The sequence below is a fragment of the Citrobacter amalonaticus genome, from assembly GCF_037053465.1.
Classification (GTDB): domain Bacteria; phylum Pseudomonadota; class Gammaproteobacteria; order Enterobacterales; family Enterobacteriaceae; genus Citrobacter_A; species Citrobacter_A amalonaticus_H.
The window spans coordinates 220,194-241,290 of record NZ_JBALIF010000001.1; the positions used below are offsets into that span (position 1 = coordinate 220,194).

At 52.4% G+C, this 21,097-nt stretch carries 22 protein-coding genes and 1 tRNA gene; 3 read left to right on the forward strand and 20 right to left on the reverse strand.

What is annotated here, in order from left to right; all coding sequences use genetic code 11:
• Positions 1 to 26 precede the first annotated feature (26 nt).
• From citG to WB371_RS01075, 9 genes are all read right to left on the reverse strand, one after another.
• Positions 27 to 899, reverse strand: a complete 873-nt coding sequence (citG, locus tag WB371_RS01035; RefSeq protein WP_336218277.1) for a triphosphoribosyl-dephospho-CoA synthase CitG — start codon at positions 897 to 899, stop codon at positions 27 to 29.
• A complete protein-coding gene (gene citX / locus WB371_RS01040; protein ID WP_336218278.1) occupies positions 874 to 1,422 on the reverse strand; it encodes a citrate lyase holo-[acyl-carrier protein] synthase in 549 nt (182 codons plus the stop codon). Before citX ends, citG begins: the two co-directional genes overlap by 26 nt.
• The gene (citF, locus tag WB371_RS01045; protein ID WP_336218279.1) at positions 1,419 to 2,939 is read right to left on the reverse strand and encodes a citrate lyase subunit alpha; all 1,521 of its coding nucleotides are present in this window, start codon (positions 2,937 to 2,939) and stop codon (positions 1,419 to 1,421) included. Before citF ends, citX begins: the two co-directional genes overlap by 4 nt.
• 33 nt (positions 2,940 to 2,972) lie before the next feature.
• The gene (gene citE, locus WB371_RS01050; RefSeq protein ID WP_336218280.1) at positions 2,973 to 3,848 is read right to left on the reverse strand and encodes a citrate (pro-3S)-lyase subunit beta; all 876 of its coding nucleotides are present in this window, start codon (positions 3,846 to 3,848) and stop codon (positions 2,973 to 2,975) included.
• Complete coding sequence (gene citD, locus WB371_RS01055; protein WP_336218281.1) at positions 3,848 to 4,138, reverse strand: citrate lyase acyl carrier protein; 291 nt, start codon at positions 4,136 to 4,138, stop codon at positions 3,848 to 3,850. The genes citE and citD overlap by 1 nt, the downstream gene beginning before the upstream one ends.
• A 24-nt stretch (positions 4,139 to 4,162) precedes the next feature.
• On the reverse strand, positions 4,163 to 5,236 hold the full coding sequence (citC, locus tag WB371_RS01060) for a [citrate (pro-3S)-lyase] ligase (protein WP_336218282.1): 1,074 nt from the start codon (positions 5,234 to 5,236) through the stop codon (positions 4,163 to 4,165).
• 56 nt (positions 5,237 to 5,292) lie between these two features.
• Complete coding sequence (locus WB371_RS01065; protein WP_336218283.1) at positions 5,293 to 6,156, reverse strand: fumarylacetoacetate hydrolase family protein; 864 nt, start codon at positions 6,154 to 6,156, stop codon at positions 5,293 to 5,295.
• 68 nt (positions 6,157 to 6,224) lie between these two features.
• Positions 6,225 to 7,472: an MFS transporter gene (locus tag WB371_RS01070; RefSeq protein WP_336218284.1), complete on the reverse strand. Its 1,248-nt coding sequence runs from the start codon at positions 7,470 to 7,472 to the stop codon at positions 6,225 to 6,227.
• Between the two features lie 92 nt (positions 7,473 to 7,564).
• Positions 7,565 to 8,653, reverse strand: coding sequence for a 4-oxalomesaconate tautomerase (locus WB371_RS01075; protein WP_336218285.1), 1,089 nt, complete (start codon positions 8,651 to 8,653; stop codon positions 7,565 to 7,567).
• Between the two features lie 159 nt (positions 8,654 to 8,812).
• Here WB371_RS01075 and WB371_RS01080 point away from each other — a divergent pair, with 159 nt between their 5' ends.
• On the forward strand, positions 8,813 to 9,739 hold the full coding sequence (locus WB371_RS01080; protein ID WP_336218286.1) for a LysR family transcriptional regulator: 927 nt from the start codon (positions 8,813 to 8,815) through the stop codon (positions 9,737 to 9,739).
• 90 nt (positions 9,740 to 9,829) lie between these two features.
• Here WB371_RS01080 and WB371_RS01085 read toward each other — a convergent pair.
• A tRNA-Ile gene (locus WB371_RS01085) sits at positions 9,830 to 9,905 on the reverse strand.
• A 126-nt stretch (positions 9,906 to 10,031) separates the two neighbouring features.
• Between WB371_RS01085 and mug the strand changes: the two genes are divergently transcribed.
• On the forward strand, positions 10,032 to 10,538 hold the full coding sequence (mug, locus tag WB371_RS01090) for a G/U mismatch-specific DNA glycosylase (RefSeq protein ID WP_336218287.1): 507 nt from the start codon (positions 10,032 to 10,034) through the stop codon (positions 10,536 to 10,538).
• 46 nt (positions 10,539 to 10,584) lie between these two features.
• Here the strand turns inward: mug and rpoD are convergent, their stop codons facing one another.
• From rpoD to rpsU, 3 genes are all read right to left on the reverse strand, one after another.
• On the reverse strand, positions 10,585 to 12,432 hold the full coding sequence (gene rpoD / locus WB371_RS01095) for an RNA polymerase sigma factor RpoD (RefSeq protein WP_336218288.1): 1,848 nt from the start codon (positions 12,430 to 12,432) through the stop codon (positions 10,585 to 10,587).
• 166 nt (positions 12,433 to 12,598) lie between these two features.
• Positions 12,599 to 14,344 (reverse strand): DNA primase, encoded by a 1,746-nt coding sequence (dnaG, locus tag WB371_RS01100; RefSeq protein ID WP_336218289.1) that lies wholly within the window; start codon positions 14,342 to 14,344, stop codon positions 12,599 to 12,601.
• 236 nt (positions 14,345 to 14,580) lie between these two features.
• Positions 14,581 to 14,796: a 30S ribosomal protein S21 gene (rpsU, locus tag WB371_RS01105; protein WP_001144069.1), complete on the reverse strand. Its 216-nt coding sequence runs from the start codon at positions 14,794 to 14,796 to the stop codon at positions 14,581 to 14,583.
• Between the two features lie 227 nt (positions 14,797 to 15,023).
• Here rpsU and tsaD point away from each other — a divergent pair, with 227 nt between their 5' ends.
• A complete protein-coding gene (gene tsaD / locus WB371_RS01110; RefSeq protein ID WP_336218290.1) occupies positions 15,024 to 16,037 on the forward strand; it encodes a tRNA (adenosine(37)-N6)-threonylcarbamoyltransferase complex transferase subunit TsaD in 1,014 nt (337 codons plus the stop codon).
• 123 nt (positions 16,038 to 16,160) lie between these two features.
• Here the strand turns inward: tsaD and ureG are convergent, their stop codons facing one another.
• Genes ureG through WB371_RS01145 form a run of 7 tightly spaced genes read right to left on the reverse strand, consistent with a single transcriptional unit; the run spans position 16,161 to position 21,092 of the window.
• On the reverse strand, positions 16,161 to 16,778 hold the full coding sequence (gene ureG / locus WB371_RS01115; RefSeq protein ID WP_336218291.1) for an urease accessory protein UreG: 618 nt from the start codon (positions 16,776 to 16,778) through the stop codon (positions 16,161 to 16,163).
• 9 nt (positions 16,779 to 16,787) lie between these two features.
• A complete protein-coding gene (locus tag WB371_RS01120) occupies positions 16,788 to 17,462 on the reverse strand; it encodes an urease accessory protein UreF (protein WP_336218292.1) in 675 nt (224 codons plus the stop codon).
• Entirely contained in the window at positions 17,462 to 17,920 is a 459-nt protein-coding gene (ureE, locus tag WB371_RS01125) for an urease accessory protein UreE (protein WP_336218293.1), read from the reverse strand. Before ureE ends, WB371_RS01120 begins: the two co-directional genes overlap by 1 nt.
• A 9-nt stretch (positions 17,921 to 17,929) precedes the next feature.
• The gene (ureC, locus tag WB371_RS01130) at positions 17,930 to 19,633 is read right to left on the reverse strand and encodes an urease subunit alpha (protein ID WP_336218294.1); all 1,704 of its coding nucleotides are present in this window, start codon (positions 19,631 to 19,633) and stop codon (positions 17,930 to 17,932) included.
• Entirely contained in the window at positions 19,626 to 19,946 is a 321-nt protein-coding gene (locus WB371_RS01135) for an urease subunit beta (RefSeq protein ID WP_336218295.1), read from the reverse strand. The genes ureC and WB371_RS01135 overlap by 8 nt, the downstream gene beginning before the upstream one ends.
• Positions 19,947 to 19,955: 9 nt before the next feature.
• Positions 19,956 to 20,258, reverse strand: coding sequence for an urease subunit gamma (locus WB371_RS01140; protein ID WP_192479208.1), 303 nt, complete (start codon positions 20,256 to 20,258; stop codon positions 19,956 to 19,958).
• A 9-nt stretch (positions 20,259 to 20,267) separates the two neighbouring features.
• Positions 20,268 to 21,092, reverse strand: coding sequence for an urease accessory protein UreD (locus WB371_RS01145; protein ID WP_336218610.1), 825 nt, complete (start codon positions 21,090 to 21,092; stop codon positions 20,268 to 20,270).
• Positions 21,093 to 21,097 lie beyond the last annotated feature (5 nt).

Consider the following 21,097-nt stretch of genomic DNA (forward strand, 5'->3'; position numbering starts at 1 on the left):
GCCCTCTCTACATTCAATGCCACCCATCAGGCCGGATAATGCGAAAGTACCCAACCAACGGCCAGGAGGTCCGCACTACCGCCAGGGCTAATATTCTTTTCAGTCAATGCGTTATCCATATTCATCAACGCTTTTCGAAGCTTTTCACCTGACAAGTTTTTTATGCTGAGCACTCTTTTTGCATACCGCTGCACATACTTCAGGCCTTCGGGTCCCCCGCGGAAAACCACATTGGTATCAGGATTGGTGGCCATCAGGGCCAGTAACATCTTCAGTAACGCATCCTGTTGAGATAACCCTTCCCGTAACGATTTTTCCCACTGCGGCAGTCCGTACTGCCTGACGGTGACAAATCCATTCTCCACCTCGCCCCGCGCTCCGGTCAGTCCAAGCGTTTGAAAAATCTGCTCACCTTTGGTTTTTGCCTGCCCGGTTTTGCGAAGTTCATGGTCAACCAGACCCGCACACATCGCACTGGTTTCCCGGCACAGGTTGCTCTGGCTGAGCGTTCTGTTTTGTTTAAACAGACGACCTGCGGCGGCGCACAGAAGGCCAAGTGAAAAAATCCCGCCTTTATGCGTATTTATGCCGCCTGTGGCCTTGAACATCGCTTGTTCGCAGGCAAGACCTGTTGGCCTTATCGCCAGCAGAGTTTGAGGGGCGGGCAAATTCGCGGTGGTTTTTCCTTGCTCATAAAAACGGGGAAACCAGGGCGTGATGGCGTGAATGCTGGCCATGAAGTGCGTGATAGTCATATCACGATGTGCGCCATTATTGTCGCTATCAACCAGTCCCGGCTTAGGTGTTAATTTCACCTCCCGGTACATCGCTTCAGCGGACAGCCAGGCGATGCTCTGTGACTGCTCAGCTTGCTTAACGCTGGCGGCTAAAGTAGTCATAGGTTAAATCCTCAATCACTTGCGCAAGTTCATTCGGAGAATGGCGGCGCATACGCGAGCAGACATGAGCAGGTTCATCACAGATGAAGCACCTGCGCATAGGCTGATGTATTGCACTGCGCTTAATTAGGCCCGATGTAGGGCAAAATACATCGATGTCCCACAAACGGCCGAGCGGATGGTTATCTTCCAGATGCGCCGTGACATGTTTTATCATCCAGGCAGGTGCGGATATGGACCAGAACGCCTCTGGCCCGGTCGGCCGGAAACGGATTTCATGTCTGGAGACTTCCCATCGATGTTTTTGCAGCAACTGATTAAGAGCTTCCTTCGCCTCTGCCATTACCTGGCGGGCCAGGGGAGTATCTTTCACCTCTCCTGGCCAGACGAGCGTGGTTGAAATCATCGGCTGCCCGAACCCGAGTAGCCACTCTTGTTGCAGACTGGCGCGCGCTTCTCTGGCTTTAAGGACATCCTCAAGCGTGAGGGCCGCACATGATGCTTTTGATGTTTCGCGGATCATTCTTTCACCTGCCTTACCACATCAATGACGCTCCCATCGCGATAGCGCACAACGCCGACGATGCGGGAGGTAAACTCGATAGGTTTAGGTTCGCCAGAAATCACCAGCGCGCTCTGGTAGAGGGTCTCGATATCAACAACCGGTAAACCGGCGGCAATCAGCTTCTCTTTGACTTCCGGGCGGGCAGGATTCACCGCAATACCATGGTCTGTGACCAGTACGTCTATGCTTTCACCCGGGGTAACGCGGGTGGTGACGTGCCTGACGACGGTAGGAATACGGCTGCGAATCAGCGGTGCGACCACGATGGTTAAATTTGCGGCTGCCGCAACATCGCAATGCCCGCCGGAAGCGCCGCGCATGACGCCATCGGAACCGGTCAGTACATTGACATTGAAATCCGTGTCAATTTCCAGCGCGCTTAAAATGACAATATCAACACGATCGCAGCAGGCTGCTTTAGCGGCAGGGTTGGCATAAACGCTGGTTGAGATTTCAACATGGTTGGGGTTTTTCGCAAGCGAAGCACCTGCGGCACCATCAAAGCTCTGTGTGTCCAGCAGTTTGGTGATGAGTCCTTTTTCATGCAGATCCACAATGCTGCCGGTAATGCCACCTAAGGCAAATCGCGCAACAATATTCTTTTTGCGCATGCGCGATTCCAGAAATCGCGTGCAGGCCGTCGAGGCGGCACCGGAACCGGTTTGCAGTGAAAAGCCATCACGGAAATACCCTGAATGCTCAATCACATCGGCGGCTGAGCGCGCAATCATCAATTCACGCGGATTGCTGGTTACGCGAGCGGCACCTACGCTGATTTTTGCCGGATCGCCCACGCTGTCGATTTTGACAATGTAATCAACCTGATCCTGAACAATGCTGGCTGGCATATAGGGAAACGGTTCAATACTTTCCGTCAGCAACACCACCTTTTTGGCATATTTTGCATCGACCATGGCGTAGCCCAGCGAACCACACCGGGATTTGCCGCCGCTGCCGCTGGCATTACCATACTCATCGCAGCAGGAGACAGCCAAAAAGGCGACATCAATAGTAATTTCACCTTTCTCAATCAAATTGACCCTGCCGCCATGCGAGTGGATCTGCACGGGTTCTTCCATCAGCCCATGTGAAATCGCATCGGCTAATTCTCCGCGCATGCCTGATGTGTAGATTTTGGTAATCACACCATTTTTAATATGTTCAATCAGTGGCGCGTTGCAGGTCATCAGCGAGCTTGATGCCAGCGTCAATCCCTTTAAGCCTTTTTCCGCCAGCCTGGCCATCACGTAATTAATCACTTTATCCCCCTCGCGAAAGGCGTGATGAAATGAAACGGTCATGCCATCATGCAAATCACAGCGGGCTAAAACGTCATCTACGGTGTCGAAAAGTTTGCGTTGATATTTTTCACGGGGATCAACGAGATAGGGGGTATGCGTATTGGCGCCGGTAAACAGCTCATAGTTATGCTGGCTACCGGAGATGTTATGAAGTGCTTCAGCTAAATGACTCATCGTTTAATCCTGTTGCTGGAGGGTGAATGGAGATTACTGACGAACGCCGGAGGCATTTTTACGGTCAATAACCACACGGGCATGGTTAATGATCGGCGCATCAATCATTTTTCCGTTCAGTGAAATCACCCCAAGCCCATTACGCTCGCCTTCCTCGGCGGCTGCGATGACACGTTCTGCATAATCAACTTCTTCCTGAGTGGGGGCATAGGCATTATGTAAAACATCGATTTGCCGCGGATTGATCAGTGACTTGCCGTTGAAGCCCATACGCTTAATTAAATCGACTTCTTTTAAAAAACCCGCTTCATCGTTAATGTCCGCATAAACCACATCAAAAGCATCGATACCCGCTCCGCGAGCGGCATGTAATACCGCGCAACGCGCATAAAACAGCTCAGTGCCGTCTCCACGTTCTGTTTGCATATCCATCACATAATCAAACGCCGCCAGCGCAATTCCCATTAAGCGTTTAGATGATTTAGCGATAGCCACGGCATTAATAACGCCTACAGCAGATTCAATCGCCGCCATTAATTGCGTCGATCCGACCGGGCGATTGCAACTTTCTTCAATGCGGACGATTTCACGCTCAAGCTGGTAAATATCTTCCGGTGTATCCGTTTTGGGTAAGCGAATAACGTCAGCGCCCGCCCGAACTGCGGCCTCAAGATCTTTTAAGCCAAAGGGGGTATTTAGCGGGTTAATCCTGACAACCGTTTCAATATTTTTATACATGGGATGCTGTAAGGCATGAAAGACCAGCAGTCGCGCGCTATCTTTCTCTTTTAACGATACCGCATCCTCAAGATCAAACATGATTGAGTCTGGTTTATAAATATAGGCAGTCGAAAGCATGGCGGCGCTAGAACCAGGCAAAAAAAGCATACTGCGACGTAATTTCTTCATTATAATTTATCCCACACAATTTCTTTGCTGTCTGTTCCCCGGAGGATGGCTGCCTGCATTCTGGCCCGGATAACACAGTCCAGCGCACCTTTATCCTCAACGATAATTTGGCCCTGCGTAATGTTAAATGTGGAAAGCGTTTCCTTCACAACCGCAGTAATTTGTTCGCCAAATTGTTTGTATACTTCACTGTTAATGATGACATCCAACCCGTCCTCACAGGGGCTAACTTTGACAATCAGGTCGCTTGACTCCAGCGTCCCGGTCATTGCCGTATTAACTATTTTCATATTCACTTCCTGAACAATTATTTATTAAGCACCTGCCAGTTCTGGATCCGGCTGTGTAGATTGATTTTCTGGTAGACATTTATACAAATAAGGCATCGTGGTTGTTGGCACTCTGCTCTTAACAGCCTGAATATCTCCTTTGTCTAATAATTTTCTGACTGCGGAGGCTGATATCGGAAAATTATTATCATCGGTCATTCTCTTAATCTCGTTAACTTTGATACTGGCTGCTGCCATTGTCTTTTCATCTTCCAGCCAGTGGTGCATTGCGCAGTTATATTGTGCTGTCACTTTGCAAAATGGTTCTGTGCCAACAAAACGCTGGTTAATATTTAAGGCTGGCGCGATGTAACGTCGGAACATCATCAAATCAATGGCAGCATACACTTCATTAACGATTTGCTTTTCTTTGAGAAAATAGCCAGGAAAGGTCCCGCGAGAAATAATATATTTTGAACCAGGATGAACAGTAATATTAGGTAAATGACGCGAACCATCCTGAACCATGGCGAAGCGTTCCCGAAAGGAAAACGTGGACAAGTCCTCTTCGACGACAAAAACGTGCAGCCAGTCACATGCTTTTGCAGCCTGCTCAATCAGGTACTGGTGACCTAATGTGAATGGATTGGCATTCATGACAATTCCCCCGACATTTTCGGCCATCACCAGATGATGATTGCGCAGTTGTCGGCAGTAACGATGGATGCCCACTGGCGTATTTTCCATCAGGGCCGCACGATTATCGAGGGTCACCAGGGGATAAAATCCGCCTCCCTGAAATGACTTAACATTCTTCGGATGGGTCAGGAGAAAAAGTTGATGTTCTCCGTTCTGAATAGACTGCAATTCCGCTTCATGGATGATTTTCAGTCCCAGGGCGGTTCCACGCCATTCTCTCTCGACCGCTATGCATTTTAGCGTATTACCCGCAAGACCAGCACAGGCAACCAGACGTCGGTCACAACGTGCAATAACAAATTGCTCGATATCTTCATCTATGCCCAATCCATTACGCTTTAAAAAGAGAGCAATCTCCTCTTTTAGAGCGCCATTGCTAGTTTCAACTGTTTCGAATGCTAGCGGCTGGTCGGTATGCATCTTATTTCTCCTGAAAATATCTTTTATTTCGACGAGGTTGTCCGTTCTGCTGGTTATTACGAAGCCAGCAAGTCTCGCTGAGGCTGAGATTCCACAATCGTATTCGTTAAGCGTCCGATATTTTCGATTACGACTTCGACCCGATCGCCTTCGTGCATAAAAAGAGGCGGTGTGCGTTTTTTCCCGACGCCGCCAGGTGAACCAGTGATAATGACATCACCCGCACTGAGAGTGGTGAAGGTACTGATATAGCTAATCAGGTCAGCGACTTTATGGATCATACTGGCCGTCGAATCATTCTGAACTAACATGCCATTCAGATATGTCTGGATAGAGAGGGTATGTGGATCAGGAATTTCATCAACGGTTGTCATATAAGGACCGAATGCTCCCGTCTGACGCCAGTTTTTGCCTGCCGTAAACCAGGCGTGCTGCCAGTCGCGCACTGAACCATCCATATAGCAACTGTAACCGGCAACATGGGTAAGGGCGTTGCTCACATCAATATTGTTCCCAGGCTTACCAATAATAACGGCCAATTCTCCTTCATAATCAAATTCGTTTGATAAGGAGGGTTTAACAACGGGTGTTCCATGGCCGGTTTGCGAGTCAGGAAAGCGCACAAACAGGGTTGGTGCGTTATTAGTTTCAGCAAACTCTTTACGTTTATCAGCATAATTCATGCCCACGCAGAATATTTTACCTGGCGCTTCAATGACGGGCAGAAAGGTAATATCCTCAGCCATGATGTCAGCGTGGTCATCAATATACTGCCTGGCGACGTCAATGGCATCCCACTTAAGGAGATCTTTCAGTGTTGGATATTTATGACCAATTTTATTGCCAAGATCAATAATGCCGTTTTCCGTAAAAATGCCGAAGCTTTTACGATCGCGATGGCAGTAGCTTGCTAATTTCATAATGAAACCTGTTTTATCTCTTTCGTATTTTTTTGTTCACGCCACTCAGATGCGGCGTGAACGACCAGTTAATTATTTAAAGATTCAGCGGTGATCAGCGCTTTTCTTTCGCCGGAGGCTAAATAGGTTGCGACAATGGCACCCACACCAAGTAAAGCGATGATGAACGCTGTCATCCCCTGCCAGCCCATGGTATGGAATATGAAACCGTTCACAAAACCGATAACCGAGCCCCCCATGTAGTAGAAGAACAGATACAGGGCTACGGCCTGACCACGCGACTGGGCTGCGTTCTTGCTGACCCAGCTCAGGCCGATGGAGTGACACCCAAAGAAGCAACCGGTGAAGATAACCGAACCAATAATAAAGGTGACAACGTTCGGCGTCAGCGTCAGCAGCATACCCAGCGCCATCAGGATGAACAGTACCCGCAGTACGTTCATGCTGCCGTATTTGGCAGACAGACGGCCCGCCTGAGGTGCGGTAAAGAAACTCAGTGCGAAGCTAAACGATAGCAGGCCAGCATTGGCCGGGGAAATATGGAAAGGTTCGCCTTTCAGGAAGAAAGCCAGGTAATTATAAAGGGACGTAAATACCCCAAAAATGATGAAGCTGATAACAAAGGCCAGAGCCAGTTTTTTATTTTTAAAATGTGCTGCGCCACCTTTTACTACACGCAGTACGTTCAGGTTTTGCGTAGGGGTAAATTTTTTAGATGCAGGCAGCAGGACGTTTACCAGAATCGCCACAACAATCAGGCTGACAGCAAAGCCGTAGAAAATGGTATTTATTGAAATATGTTCAATTAACTGACTGGCAATAATACGCCCGGACATTCCGCCCATCGAATTACCGAAGACAAAATAGCCAGTGACAACGCCTGCCACCACAGGCGCGACTTCTTCACTGATATAAGCCGTTGCCGCAGCGGCAATACCGCTGAGAGCAAGTCCGATAACTGCACGCAAAGCAACCAGCATTGCCCAGGATTCGACCAGCGGACACAGCAGGGTCAGGAAGCCGCCTAACAGCAGAGAGACAATGATAAGTTTTTTTCGGCCATAGTGGTCGGATAACGTGCCGGTAAATAAAAGTCCAATAGCCAGAAGCGCCGTTTCAGCAGAGAGAATAATACTCACCTGGCTGACCGGAACATCATATTCAACAGCCAGAATCGGCAATAGCGGTTGAATAAAGAAAAGAGAAGCTAATTCAGCCAGTCCAGATAACGCCAGCGCCAGGATGACACGAATATAGGTACTGATCTTCGCCGGATCCGGACCGTTCAGATTATTTATCGCATTTGTTATAGACATAATATCCTCAATATTATTTTTTTTAAGTACAGAGTACAGTAGCTCCAGGGAGCTAAGGGTATTGTATTGTTGGTTGCGATAGTGAAATACTTTTAAACAACTTCTGTTAAAAAATGTTCCGGAACGCAAACAGTGCCTTCAAAAAGTTTTCTGCAAGTTCGAATAACTGCCGCGCGAGTTTTCTCGACCTCATTTCCCTCTTTTAGCAATGAGACAGAGATCTTCCCGCTTGGATGTTCAATATTAACGATATTGGTATAAGGGGCTTTGGGTTGTTCTGAAATAATCTTATACGCCACAGAGTTTTCAATAAGGGTGGCCGTTGAAATACCAATCGATCCGGTAATTGCCAGTGACTTATGGCAGTTGTGCGGCATAAAGTAGCGCACTCTGATCGTACCACCCGCGCACGGTTTACTTAGCAGAACCGGTTTGGGGATCACTTTATCGGTGACATCGCCAAATCCCATCGCAGCACCGGCCTGGCGGCGAATGTGCTCCAGTCGCATCATAAATGCCCGATCCGCTTCAAGCTCTGCCGGCGTTTCGCCGCCGGTTTTTCCCATCTGCGCGGCATCCATCAATACCATCGGCATTGCCATATCGATGCAGGTCACTTCTACACCATCAAAGAGGTCAACCACGTTACCGGTGGGCAGCAATTTTCCTGTCTTGCACCCCGCCGAGTTCAGAAATGTCAGACCCACCGGTGCAGCGGTGCCAGGGACGCCGTCAATGTGCGTATCGCCTTCATAATTGACATAAAAATCTGGCGTCTGCACTTCGGCATCAACCAGCGTACCGGTGTTGAGATTACGAATACGTACTGTTGTTACGGGGCTTTTTGCTTTCACAAGGCCTTTTTCAATCGCAAAAGGGCCTACTGCGCACAACATATTTCCGCAGTTCGGTGTTGTATCGACACGGCGCTCATTGACCATAACTTGTGCGAACAAATAATCGACATCTGCATCAGGGCTGTCTGATGGACTCACGATCGCCACCTTGCTGGTCTGCGGGCTTCCCCCACCAATACCATCAATTTCGAGTTCATGGCCTGCGCCCATCAGGCCAAGCAGCAGTGCATCACGCTCCTCAATTTTTGTTGGTAAATCGCTGGCCAGAATAACCGGGCCTTTGGAAGTACCACCACGCATCAGTACGCAAGGAATTTTTAGCATTTTGTTTTCTCAATTTCGCCTGGTAGTTAGAACGACATCAGGATTTCATAACCTAATAAATAACTCTAATGTCAAAAAACGAAGGATTAATACGCTTTGCGTATTAATAGGCGTTGAGTTAGTGTGAGAATGACACGGTGTGCCCAGGAGTGAAATCTCATGCAGCATGAGTTACAAGGTATACAAGCATTTGTTAAGATTGCAGAAATCGGATGTTTCACAAGGGCTTCACATTTTCTACATATCTCGCAGCCTGCATTAACACGCAGAATTAAAAAGCTTGAAGAGAGCCTGGGAACGGCCTTATTCGAACGGTCAACCCGAAATGTAAAACTCACCGCGGTTGGAAGAGAGTTTTTACCTAAGGCAAAGAATTTAATCGATTTCTATGAAAGCTCGATCCTGAGCATTAAGGAAATGGCTACACACCAGAGCGGTGTCATCACATTATCTTGCCTGCCTACAGCCGCCTTTTATTTTCTGCCTTCCGTTATAAGAGATTTTAACCACCATTATCCCAATATACGTATTCGAATCCTGGAGCACAGTGCAAGTGATTGCCTTGAAGCAGTATTAAACGGCGATGCTGATTTCGGCATAAATATGATAAACATCACACATCCCAATATCGATTTTACCCCCCTGGTGAACGAACCTTTCGTTTTGGCTTGCCGGCGTGATCATGAGTTGGCGCAAAAATCGTTGGTTCTTTGGGAAGATCTGGTTAATTTAAGACTTATTGGCGTAAGACGTTCAAGCGGTAATCGGTCGTTAATTGACCAGGCATTTGAGGGTGTGGAGTGGAAGCCCAACTGGTTTTATGAAGTCAGGCATCTGTCGACATCGCTTGGCATGGTGGAGGCCGGACTTGGCGTTGCGGTGGTTCCCAGTCTGGCAATGCCAACGGATGAGCATCATATCCTTGTCAGCCGCCCGCTGGTTGAACCCGTTATTCGTCGAACGTTAGGGCTCGTTCAGCGCAGAGAGACGGCGCTGAATCCGGCGGCCGAAAAGTTCAGAGAGATGCTTCTACAACTTTGGTCCCAGGACGCAAATAGCCCATGGATTGGAAAGTTTACAACCTAATCCACTGTTTCACTTTGTATTTGAGTGACTCACAAAATATCCCCGGAAAAACAAAAGGGCTGGCGATTTCTCGCCAGCCCTTGTGCTGTCTGGTGGCCCCTGCTGGACTTGAACCAGCGACCAAGCGATTATGAGTCGCCTGCTCTAACCACTGAGCTAAGGGGCCGTGGCGGTGAATTATAAAGTAACTCCCGCGCGCAATCCAGACATAACCGTACGGATGCTGTTTTATTAAACAACGTATTTTCAATCCGTTATACTTTTCCCTACGATGTTATGTAGTGGAGTCATCATGGTTAAGGACATTTTAGCGCCGGGGTTGCGGGTGGTGTTCTGCGGCATCAATCCGGGGCTTTCTTCTGCCGGAACAGGTTTTCCGTTTGCGCATCCGGCCAATCGGTTCTGGAAAGTGATTCATCAGGCCGGTTTTACCGATCGCCAGCTTAAACCGCAAGAGGCAGAGCACTTGCTGGATTTTCGCTGTGGCGTGACCAAACTGGTCGACAGACCCACGGTGCAGGCCAATGAAGTTTCGCGTAAGGAATTGCACGACGGTGGTCGTCAGTTGATTGAAAAAATTGAAGATTACCAACCGCATGCCCTGGCGATTTTAGGTAAACAGGCGTTCGAGCAAGGTTTTAGTCAGCGTGGCGTACAGTGGGGAAAGCAGAGCATAACGATTGGCGAAACGCAGGTGTGGGTATTGCCGAATACCAGCGGATTAAGTCGTATTACGCTGGATAAACTGGTGGAAGCCTTCAGGGAACTGGATGAGGCGCTGATTGTGCGCGGAATGTAAAAAAAACGCCACCGGGAAGGTGGCGTTTGCTGTTTATGCGACGGGATTAATCGTCCAGGAAGCTACGCAGTACTTCAGAACGGCTCGGGTGGCGCAGTTTACGCAGCGCCTTCGCTTCGATCTGACGGATACGCTCGCGGGTAACGTCGAACTGTTTACCCACTTCTTCCAGCGTGTGGTCGGTATTCATGTCGATACCAAAACGCATACGCAGGACTTTCGCTTCACGCGCGGTCAGCCCGGCCAGCACGTCGTGCGTTGCCGCACGCAGGCTTTCCGTTGTTGCAGAATCCAGCGGCAGTTCGAGAGTGGTATCCTCAATGAAATCCCCCAGATGCGAATCTTCATCGTCACCGATCGGGGTTTCCATGGAGATCGGCTCTTTGGCGATCTTCAGCACTTTACGGATTTTGTCTTCCGGCATCAGCATGCGTTCAGCCAGTTCTTCCGGCGTCGGCTCGCGGCCCATCTCCTGCAGCATCTGGCGAGAGATACGGTTGAGTTTGTTGATCGTCTCAATCATATGCACAGGAATACGGATGGTGCGCGCCTGATCCGCGATAGAGCGGGTAATTGCCTGACGGATCCACCAGGTGGCGTAGGTGGAGAATTTGTAACCGCGGCGATATTCAAATTTGTCCACCGCTTTCATCAGACCGATGTTGCCTTCCTGGATCAGATCCAGGAACTGCAAACCACGGTTGGTATATTTCTTGGCGATAGAGATAACCAGACGTAAGTTTGCTTCAACCATCTCTTTCTTCGCACGACGCGCTTTCGCTTCGCCGATGGACATACGACGGTTGATATCTTTAACCTGTTCGATGGTCAGGCCGGTCTCTTCTTCAATCTGTTTCAGCTTCTGCAGGCCGCGGTGAACATCGTCTGCCACATCGTGCAGCTTCTCGGACCACGGTTTGTTCATCGCGATAGCCGCGTTGAACCAGGTTTCGCTGGTTTCGTTGCCGGTGAACAGCGTAATGAAGTTCTTCTTCGGCATTTTGCTCTGTTCAACGCAGAGTTTCATGATCAGACGTTCCTGAGTGCGAACCCTGTCCATCATGACGCGCATGCTGTTCACGAGGTAGTCGAATTGCTTCGGTACCAGACGGAACTGCTTGAACACTTCGGATAGCTTCAGAATCTCGGCCTGCGCATCGGCGTGACTACGGCCTTTGGCTTTAATGGTGTCACGGGTGACTTCGTACTGCGTACGCAGTTCGCCAAATTTTTCGCGCGCCAGCTCAGGGTCGATGCTGTTGTCATCGTCGCTGCTGTCGTCATCGCCGTCTTCTTCGTCTTCATCCTCATCGTCATCCATGTCTTCCTGAGACAGCTCAGAACCAACATGAGTGGCGGTAGGGGCCATTTCTTCTTCCGCATTCGGATCGACAAAACCGGTGATCAGATCGGAGAGACGAGCTTCTTCAGCTTCAACGCGATCGTACTGTTCAAGCAGATAAGTGATCGCTTCCGGATATTCAGCAACGGAGCACTGAACCTGGTTGATCCCGTCTTCGATGCGTTTTGCGATGTCGATTTCGCCTTCGCGGGTCAACAGTTCAACCGTACCCATTTCTCGCATGTACATGCGAACCGGGTCAGTGGTACGACCGATTTCAGACTCTACGCTGGACAGAACTTGCGCCGCCGCTTCTTCTGCGTCTTCGTCGGTACTGGTGGTGTTTTCAGCAAGCAGCAGATCATCGGCATCCGGTGCTTCTTCCATCACCTGAATACCCATGTCGTTGATCATTTGGATGATATCTTCGATCTGATCTGAATCGACGATATCTTCCGGCAGATGGTCATTGACCTCGGCATAGGTCAGATAGCCTTGCTCCTTACCACGGGTGACAAGAAGCTTGAGCTGTGACTGCGGGTTTTGCTCCATAAGACGGTATCCACACTTAATTCGTTTGATTTGAGTCAGCAAGCCGGTGCTGCCAACATTTAAAGCGAGGGCGTACTTATATTTGTGCCGCTGCCTCTCAGTGCGGCTGTCGGGGGCTTCCCGATCGCTATTCGGCACTTAAGCCGTTAAATACTTTATCTTTCACTTATTTTCTTGCCAGTTCCTGGTTCAGCGTCCAGAGCTCCCGGCGTTCTTCGCTGCTTAAACCGTGTGTGCGCTCGCGAGCGATGAGCTCTTCCTGGCGCAGCTCAAGCATCGAATCAAACATATGGTTGAGTGAGTCGGTGAAGGTTTTTTCAGCAATATCCTTATCTGCTATATCGTCCCACATCGACAATTTTTCAAGGGTGGCCGCATCATTTGTGCCACGATAGTGTTCTAAAAGTTGCCCGGTGGTCAGACCTGGCTGGGACAAACACGTGTTGACCAGTTCCGTAAATAAGCCAAGTCCGGGCAGCTTGTTTTGGTCCAGACCGCTCAGCGGCGGCACCAGAGGCGCCAGCTCCGGGTTTTGCACCAGCAGTCCTATCAGTATACGCATGGTCGTGCGTTTTAGCTGCGGGGTGGGGCGAGAAGCGCCACTTTCGGACAATTTAGGCATTAATCGTTCAAGCTGGCTGTCATCGAGGATGCCCAGTTTGTTGCCCAATTCCTGTCGCAGATAAATGCGTAACGTCTCACCTGGCACCTGAGTGATCAGCGGTAGCGCCAGCGTACTGAGCTGCGCGCGCCCATCCGGGGTGCTCAGGTCCACCTGCGGCAGCAGGCTATTAAAGAGAAACGCGGAGAGCGGCAGAGCTTGCTCCATCCGGGCCTCGAACGCCTCTTTTCCCTCTTTACGCACCAGCGTATCGGGGTCTTCGCCGTCAGGTAAAAACATAAAGCGTAGCTGACGACCATCGGTCATATAAGGCAGTGCCGTTTCCAGCGCACGCCAGGCCGCGTCTCGTCCAGCCCGATCGCCGTCATAACAGCAAATCACATTGTTTGTCGCACGAAACAGGAGCTGGATGTGATCCGCTGTGGTCGACGTTCCCAGTGAGGCTACGGCATAGTTAATGCCGTATTGCGCCAGCGCCACCACATCCATATAACCTTCCACGACCAACAGACGTTGTGGATCGGCGTTATCCTGCTGCGCTTCATAAAGGCCGTAAAGCTGGCGACCTTTATGAAAAATATCGGTTTCCGGCGAGTTAAGGTACTTTGGCAGCGCGTCGCCCAACACGCGACCACCAAACCCGATTACCCGACCACGCTTGTCGCGGATGGGAAACATCACCCGTTCGCGGAAGCGATCGTAACTGCGTCCCTGATCGTTGGTGACCAACATACCCGCATCCACCAGTGACTGACGATTTTCACTATTGCCGCCAAACCGTTTCAGGACGTTGTCCCAGCCGGGGGGCGCAAAGCCAATAGCAAAACGCGCGATCACGTCACTACTGAGTCCTCGCTTTTCCAGATACTGGCGCGCAGGGGTAGCGGCGGGTTGCATCAGAGATTGCTGATAAAACGTGTTCAGACCGTCCATCAGTTGATAAAGACTTTGCCGCTGATGGCGCTCTATCTGGCTGGGGCCTGTACCTGCTTCAAACGGGACTTCAAGGTTGTGCATGGCCGCCAGTTCTTCGACCGTTTCCACGAACTCAAGCTTGTCGTAGTTCATCAGGAAGTCGATAGCGTTGCCGTGCGCGCCACATCCAAAGCAGTGATAAAACTGTTTTTCACCGTTTACGGTGAAAGAGGGGGTTTTTTCGTTATGGAACGGACAGCACGCATGATAATTCTTGCCCTGCTTTTTCAGCTTTACCCTCGCGTCGATGAGATCGACGATGTCGGTTCGCGCCAGCAGGTCATTGATAAATACGCGTGGGATTCGTCCAGCCATATGCCCCTTTTATACACTTCATCCTTCAGGCTGCATCTGTGTTGGCTGCGCTCGCTCACCCCTGTCACTTACTTGTGTAAGCTCCGGGGCTTCACTCTCTTGCCGCCTTGATGCATCCTGAATGATTTTGTGTATATGCCAATGCATAAACGAAAATAAGCCGCGCATTCCTTCCGGAAGCACGGCCTTACAACAACAACTCGGTCTGAATCGAGAGCATTCGCCCCCGACAGAGATTAGTACAGACGAGTGCGGCGTGCGTTTTCGCGAGCCAGTTTCTTCGCGTGACGTTTCACAGCAGAAGCTTTAGCGCGTTTACGTTCGGTAGTCGGTTTTTCATAGAACTCACGACGACGAACTTCCGCCAGAACGCCTGCTTTCTCGCAGGAACGTTTGAAGCGACGCAGTGCTACGTCGAACGGCTCGTTTTCACGTACTTTAATTACCGGCATGTAACTCTCACCTTTAATAAATTCGGTTTGCCGCTGGCATCAGCGCCAGCTTATTTCAAAATGGTGCGGAATTTTACTGCAATTGCTGCTGCTTTGTAAAGCACCGATGCGATTTTGAAAGGGACTTTTATAAGGGGGAAGAGTATACACGAAATCGGGGGCGAGGGTATACATCTCCCCGCATTCGACCTACACTGCGCGGTAATAAAGTGAGGTAAAAACAAGTCATGCGTGTACTGGGAATTGAAACATCCTGCGATGAAACCGGCATCGCCATTTACGACGACGAAAAAGGTCTGTTAGCCAACCAATTGTATAGTCAGGTGAAATTACATGCTGACTACGGCGGCGTGGTGCCGGAACTGGCCTCCCGCGATCATGTTCGCAAAACGGTGCCCCTTATCCAGGCGGCGCTGAAAGAGGCGGGGTTGAGCGCACACGAGGTAGATGCGGTTGCCTATACCGCAGGGCCGGGTCTGGTCGGTGCGCTGTTGGTGGGGGCGACTGTTGGACGTTCACTGGCGTTTGCATGGAATGTTCCGGCTATCCCTGTACATCATATGGAAGGGCATCTGCTGGCGCCGATGCTGGAAGATAACCCACCGGCATTTCCGTTCGTCGCGCTGCTGGTGTCGGGAGGACATACCCAACTTATTAGTGTGACGGGTATCGGACAGTATGAACTACTTGGCGAGTCAATTGATGATGCCGCCGGTGAAGCGTTCGATAAGACCGCCAAACTGCTGGGGCTCGATTATCCTGGTGGCCCGATGCTGTCGAAAATGGCCTCGCAAGGCACCGCCGGGCGCTTTGTGTTTCCTCGTCCCATGACCGATCGTCCGGGGCTGGATTTCAGCTTCTCCGGACTGAAAACTTTTGCCGCGAATACTATCCGCAACAACGGCGACGATGAGCAAACCCGTGCCGATATCGCCCGGGCGTTTGAAGACGCGGTGGTGGACACGCTGATGATCAAATGCAAACGCGCGCTGGATCAGACTGGATTTAAGCGTCTGGTGATGGCGGGCGGCGTTAGCGCCAACCGCACGCTTCGCGCGAAGCTGGCGGAAATGATGCAAAAACGCCGGGGCGAGGTGTTCTATGCCCGTCCGGAATTTTGCACCGATAACGGAGCAATGATTGCTTACGCCGGAATGGTGCGCTTTAAAGCCGGCGCGACGGCAGATCTCGGTGTGACCGTACGCCCACGCTGGCCGCTGGCGGAGCTGCCTGCTGCTTAAGTGCTGTTTGTCCTGCCTTGTGGCGCTACGCTTACCGGGCCTACGAATCTATTCTCTGCGTTTATCGAATCGACAAGACTGTAGGCCGGGTCAGGCGAAGCCGCCACCCGGCAATACACCGCACTACACCCGCAACATGCCTCTGTCTTCCAGAAACGCAATAATCGTCGCCAGACCCTCACCCGATTTCAAATTGCTAAACGTCCACGGCCGCTCGCCACGCATACGCAGCGTGTCGCGTTCCATCACCTCCAGCGACGCGCCGACATAGGGGGCGAGATCGGTTTTGTTGATCACCAGAAAATCTGATTTGGTGATCCCCGGCCCGCCTTTGCGCGGGATCTTTTCCCCTTCGGCAACATCGATTACATAGATCGTCAGATCCGCCAGTTCCGGGCTGAAGGTGGCGCTCAGGTTGTCGCCGCCGCTCTCGACAAAAATCAGATCCAGATTGCCGAATTTTTCACTTAACGCTTCCACCGCCGCCAGATTCATCGAGGCATCTTCGCGAATAGCGGTATGCGGGCAGCCGCCGGTTTCCACGCCGACAATGCGCTCCGGCGCCAGCGCGCCTGATTCAGTGAGAATGCGCTGATCTTCTTTGGTGTAGATATCGTTGGTCACGACCGCCAGTTGATATGTCTCGCGCATGGCTTTGCAAAGCGCTTCCAGCAGGGCGGTTTTACCCGAACCGACCGGGCCGCCTACGCCTACGCGCAGGGGATGTTTGTACTCACTCATTGTCTCTCCTCAGGAGCGAAATAAACGGCAGTATAGGGTTTCGTGGCGGGCAGAGGCGATGGCGGCAAGCGGTGTTGCGGAGCCGATATTGTCATCCGGGCATTCGAGTGCCTGTGCCATGCCCTGCGCGTAACGATCGCAAAGTGAAATAATCAGTCGCTGTGCTGCCTGCTGGCCAAAAGGCACCAGCTTAACGCCAGCCATTACGGCGCTTTCAATCCAGCTATAGCCGAGCGTTAACGCCAGGTCGTGCAGCGGAATGCGCCACTGCACGCCCAGCCAGGCCATACCGCAGAGCTGACTGTCAGCAAAAAGCGTGCGCCATGGCTGCGGGCACTCTGGCTGCCAGTCGATCACCAGTCGGGTGAATGCTACGCCACGGCTACGCTCTTCTTCCCGCAGTTCGCGGGTTTCCCTGCAGGCCAGAAGACAAGCCGTCCAGCGGCGTGCAGCCTCAATATCGTCCTGCTCGCAGGCGCGATACAGACGGGCGAACAGCGGCAGGTCGACGGTAAAAAAATTATTTTCCATCTGTTGGGTTTGCCAGTGCGCGAACGTCTCCACGCTGTTCGCCCAGCCGGTTTCGACCGCCCATTCCAGCCCCTGGGACCAGGTAAACGATCCTACCGGCAGGCTGCTGCTGGCGAGCTGCAACAGGCGTAACTGCTGTCGGGCGTCACGCATCAGTGCGCATGGCTGTGATGATGGCCGTGTGATTCACTGGCATACGCCCCGGCCTCTGGTTCAAACGGCAGATGGGCAAACGTCACCTGTAAATCGAACTGGCGCAGCATCGTGTCCAGTACATGATCGTGGTGATAGCGCAGTTCGTCCGGCAGAATTTGCAGCGGGACGTGGCGATTACCGAGGTGATAGCAGGCTTTAGCGAGCAGGAAGGGATCGGCGCAGCGCACCACCGAGACCGCTTCGCAGGCGGCGATAATTTCCACCACCTCGGCGCCGTCCTCAGTGCTCAGGCAATCCCCGCCGCGCAACAGCAGACCACGGGGTAGCATCAGGCCCGCCTCACGCCCGTCATTCAGTTGTACCTTTGCCCGGCTTTTCACGCGAATATCTATCGGCAACGTCAAGGTCGCGGTTTTATGCTCCGGATTTTCAACGCGTTGCGTTAGTAGCAGCATCTCGGTTCCTCAAAATAAAAAGTAACGTTGTGCCATTGGCAGAACGTCAGCGGGTTCACTGGTAATCAGCTCGCCGTGGATACGGACCTCATAAGTCTGCGCATCCACGGTGATATTGGGCTGCAGGCTGTTGTGGATCATGTCGGCTTTTTTCACCGTCCGACAGCCTCTCACCACGGCGGTTTGGCTTTGCAAATTGAGTTGCTGTGCGACGCCGTTTTCGATCGCTGCCTGCGACAGAAAGGTCAGCCGTGAATGATGACGCGCCGCGCCGAGCGCGCCAAACATCATGCGGTAATGCACGGGCTGCGGCGTGGGGATGGAGGCGTTGATGTCCCCCATCGGCGCGCAGGCGATCATCCCGCCTTTGATGATGGTGGCCGGTTTCACGCCGAAAAAAGCGGGAGACCAGAGCACCAGGTCCGCCAGCTTTCCGGCTTCAATGGAACCCACTTCGTGAGCGATACCGTGGGTCAGTGCCGGGTTGATGGTGTACTTGGCGATATAGCGCTTCACGCGCAGATTATCGTTATCCCCCGTCTCTTCCGCTAACGGTCCGCGTTGTACCTTCATCCGGTGCGCCACCTGCCAGGTTCGCAGGATCACTTCCCCCACGCGCCCCATGGCCTGTGAATCCGATGAGGTCAGCGAAAACGCGCCAATATCATGCAGCACGTCTTCGGCGGCGATGGTCTCCCGACGAATTCGCGATTCGGCAAAGGCCACATCTTCGGCGATATCCGGATCCAGATGATGGCAGACCATCAGCATGTCGAGATGCTCATCAATGGTATTAACGGTATAGGGTAACGTCGGGTTGGTGGAGGAGGGCAGAATATTGGCATATGCGCAGGCGGTGATGATATCCGGCGCATGTCCGCCGCCCGCCCCTTCGGTGTGAAAGGTGTGGATGGTGCGATCGCCAATCGCCGCCAGCGTATCCTCGACAAAACCCGATTCGTTTAACGTGTCGCTATGCAGCGCCACCTGAATATCCATCTCGTCTGCCACGGTCAGCGCGCAGTCGATAGCCGCAGGCGTCGCGCCCCAGTCTTCATGGATTTTCAGGCCAATGGCACCCGCAATGACCTGCTCGCGCAGCGCATCAGGACTGGAGCCATTGCCTTTGCCCAGCAGGCCGATATTGACGGGCAGCGTATCCGCTGCCTGCAACATCCTGGCAATGTACCACGGTCCCGGTGTACAGGTGGTGGCATTGGTGCCAGCAGCCGGTCCGGTGCCGCCGCCAATCATTGTCGTCACGCCAGAGACCAGCGCCTCTTCCGCCTGCTGTGGACAGATCCAGTGAATATGGGTATCCACGCCGCCCGCCGTCACGATCTTGCCTTCGCCGGCGATCGCTTCGGTGGCAACGCCGATCGGAATCGTCACGTCAGGCTGAATATCCGGATTTCCGGCTTTGCCTATGGCAAAAATCCGGCCGTCTTTAATGCCGATATCCGCTTTGACGATCCCCCAGTGATCGACGATCAGCGCGTTGGTAATCACCAGATCCACACATTCCTGAGACGGCATCTGCCCCTGGCCCATGCCGTCGCGGATCACTTTGCCGCCGCCGAATTTCACCTCTTCACCGTAGGTAGTGAGATCGTTTTCTACTTCGATCCACAGATCCGTGTCCGCCAGACGCACTTTATCGCCAGTGGTCGGGCCGAACATGTCGGCGTAAGCCTGCCGGGAAATCTCAGCCATGTTTTACCTCCAGCGCGCCCATGACGTCGCCGCGAAAGCCAAAAATACGCTGTGCGCCCGCGACGCGTACCAGCTCAATCTCGCGCTTTTGTCCCGGTTCAAAACGTACCGCGGTCCCTGACGGAATGTTCAGGCGAAAGCCACGAGCGGCTTCACGGGAAAAACGGAGCGCCGGGTTGACCTCGTAAAAGTGGTAGTGCGATCCCACCTGAATGGGACGATCGCCATGGTTCTCCACCACGATCGTGCGCGTTTCGCGCCCTGTGTTAATCGCAATGTCTCCCGCTGCGATCCGGTATTCACCTGGAATCATGGTTGCTCCTTAGACGATCGGACTGTGGACGGTAACCAGCTTCGAACCGTCCGGAAAGGTCGCTTCTACCTGGATATCCGGGATCATCTCAGGAACGCCTTCCATCACCTGCTCACGGTTCAGCACGTGGCGGCCCTCTTCCATTAACGAGGCAACGCTTTTGCCGTCGCGCGCCCCTTCCATGATGAAGGCGCTGATGAGCGCCACCGATTCCGGGTAGTTTAGTTTCAGACCGCGGGTCAGTCGGCGTTCAGCGACCAGCGCGGCGGTAAAGAGCAACAGCTTGTCTTTTTCTCTGGGGGTCAGTTCCATAGGCGTCTCTCAGGTTTGCCAGATGCGCGGCGGGTGCGGTGGCTTTTGGGTTAACAGCGGGCGTAAAAACTGCCAGATTTCGCGCATGGCGCGCTGAACAATCAGGTTGTCGTCAGCCAGAAAACGAACCGTCAGCAGCGAGTCGACGAGCGTTGCCCCGGCGTAATCACCGAGCGGAGCCAGACATTCCCGCGCCCCGTCGAGCATCTGTTCCGTGGCCGGATAGCAGAGCAGAGTGCCGCACCACGGCTGGCTGGCGATGGCCTTGAGATCCCCATCCCTCAGCGTCAGGCGTTCAATGAGCAGCGGCTGCCCGTCGCGCCAGATCTCCAGACGGTTATGCAGCGTGCCGTGGCTGAACGTCTCTTGCATAACCGGTCGCCCGAAGCAGAGCAGATCCCAGCCCAGAAGACGGCTTTCAGCGGTGAGATGAAATACGCTGCGTAGAGCGGCGTTCGCGCCGGGGAACAGGATCGTATCCTGCGGCAGCCATTCCAGCGTTGCGTTTGGGGCCAGCGTGAACGTCTGATGCAGGCGCGCCTGCGGGCCTGCGCTACGATAAAACTTACCCGCACCGGGCATGGTGATTAATACGTGGCTGTTTTCGTCCAGCGTGACGGAAATTTGCAGCTCATCGCCGCCGACAATGCCGCCGGGCGGATGGAGGAGGTAGAGATGGCAAACCTCTTCTTCAGGGTAAAACGGTCGTTGAACTGTCAGGGGACCCACATGGCGTGCGTGGGTGAGTACCGTTTTGTGCGCGGTATGGCTAAACCGCAGGTCGAGTTCGGCCTGCCAGCCCCGTGTCGGTGTCTTGTGCGCAACGGTTTCCAGAGCGT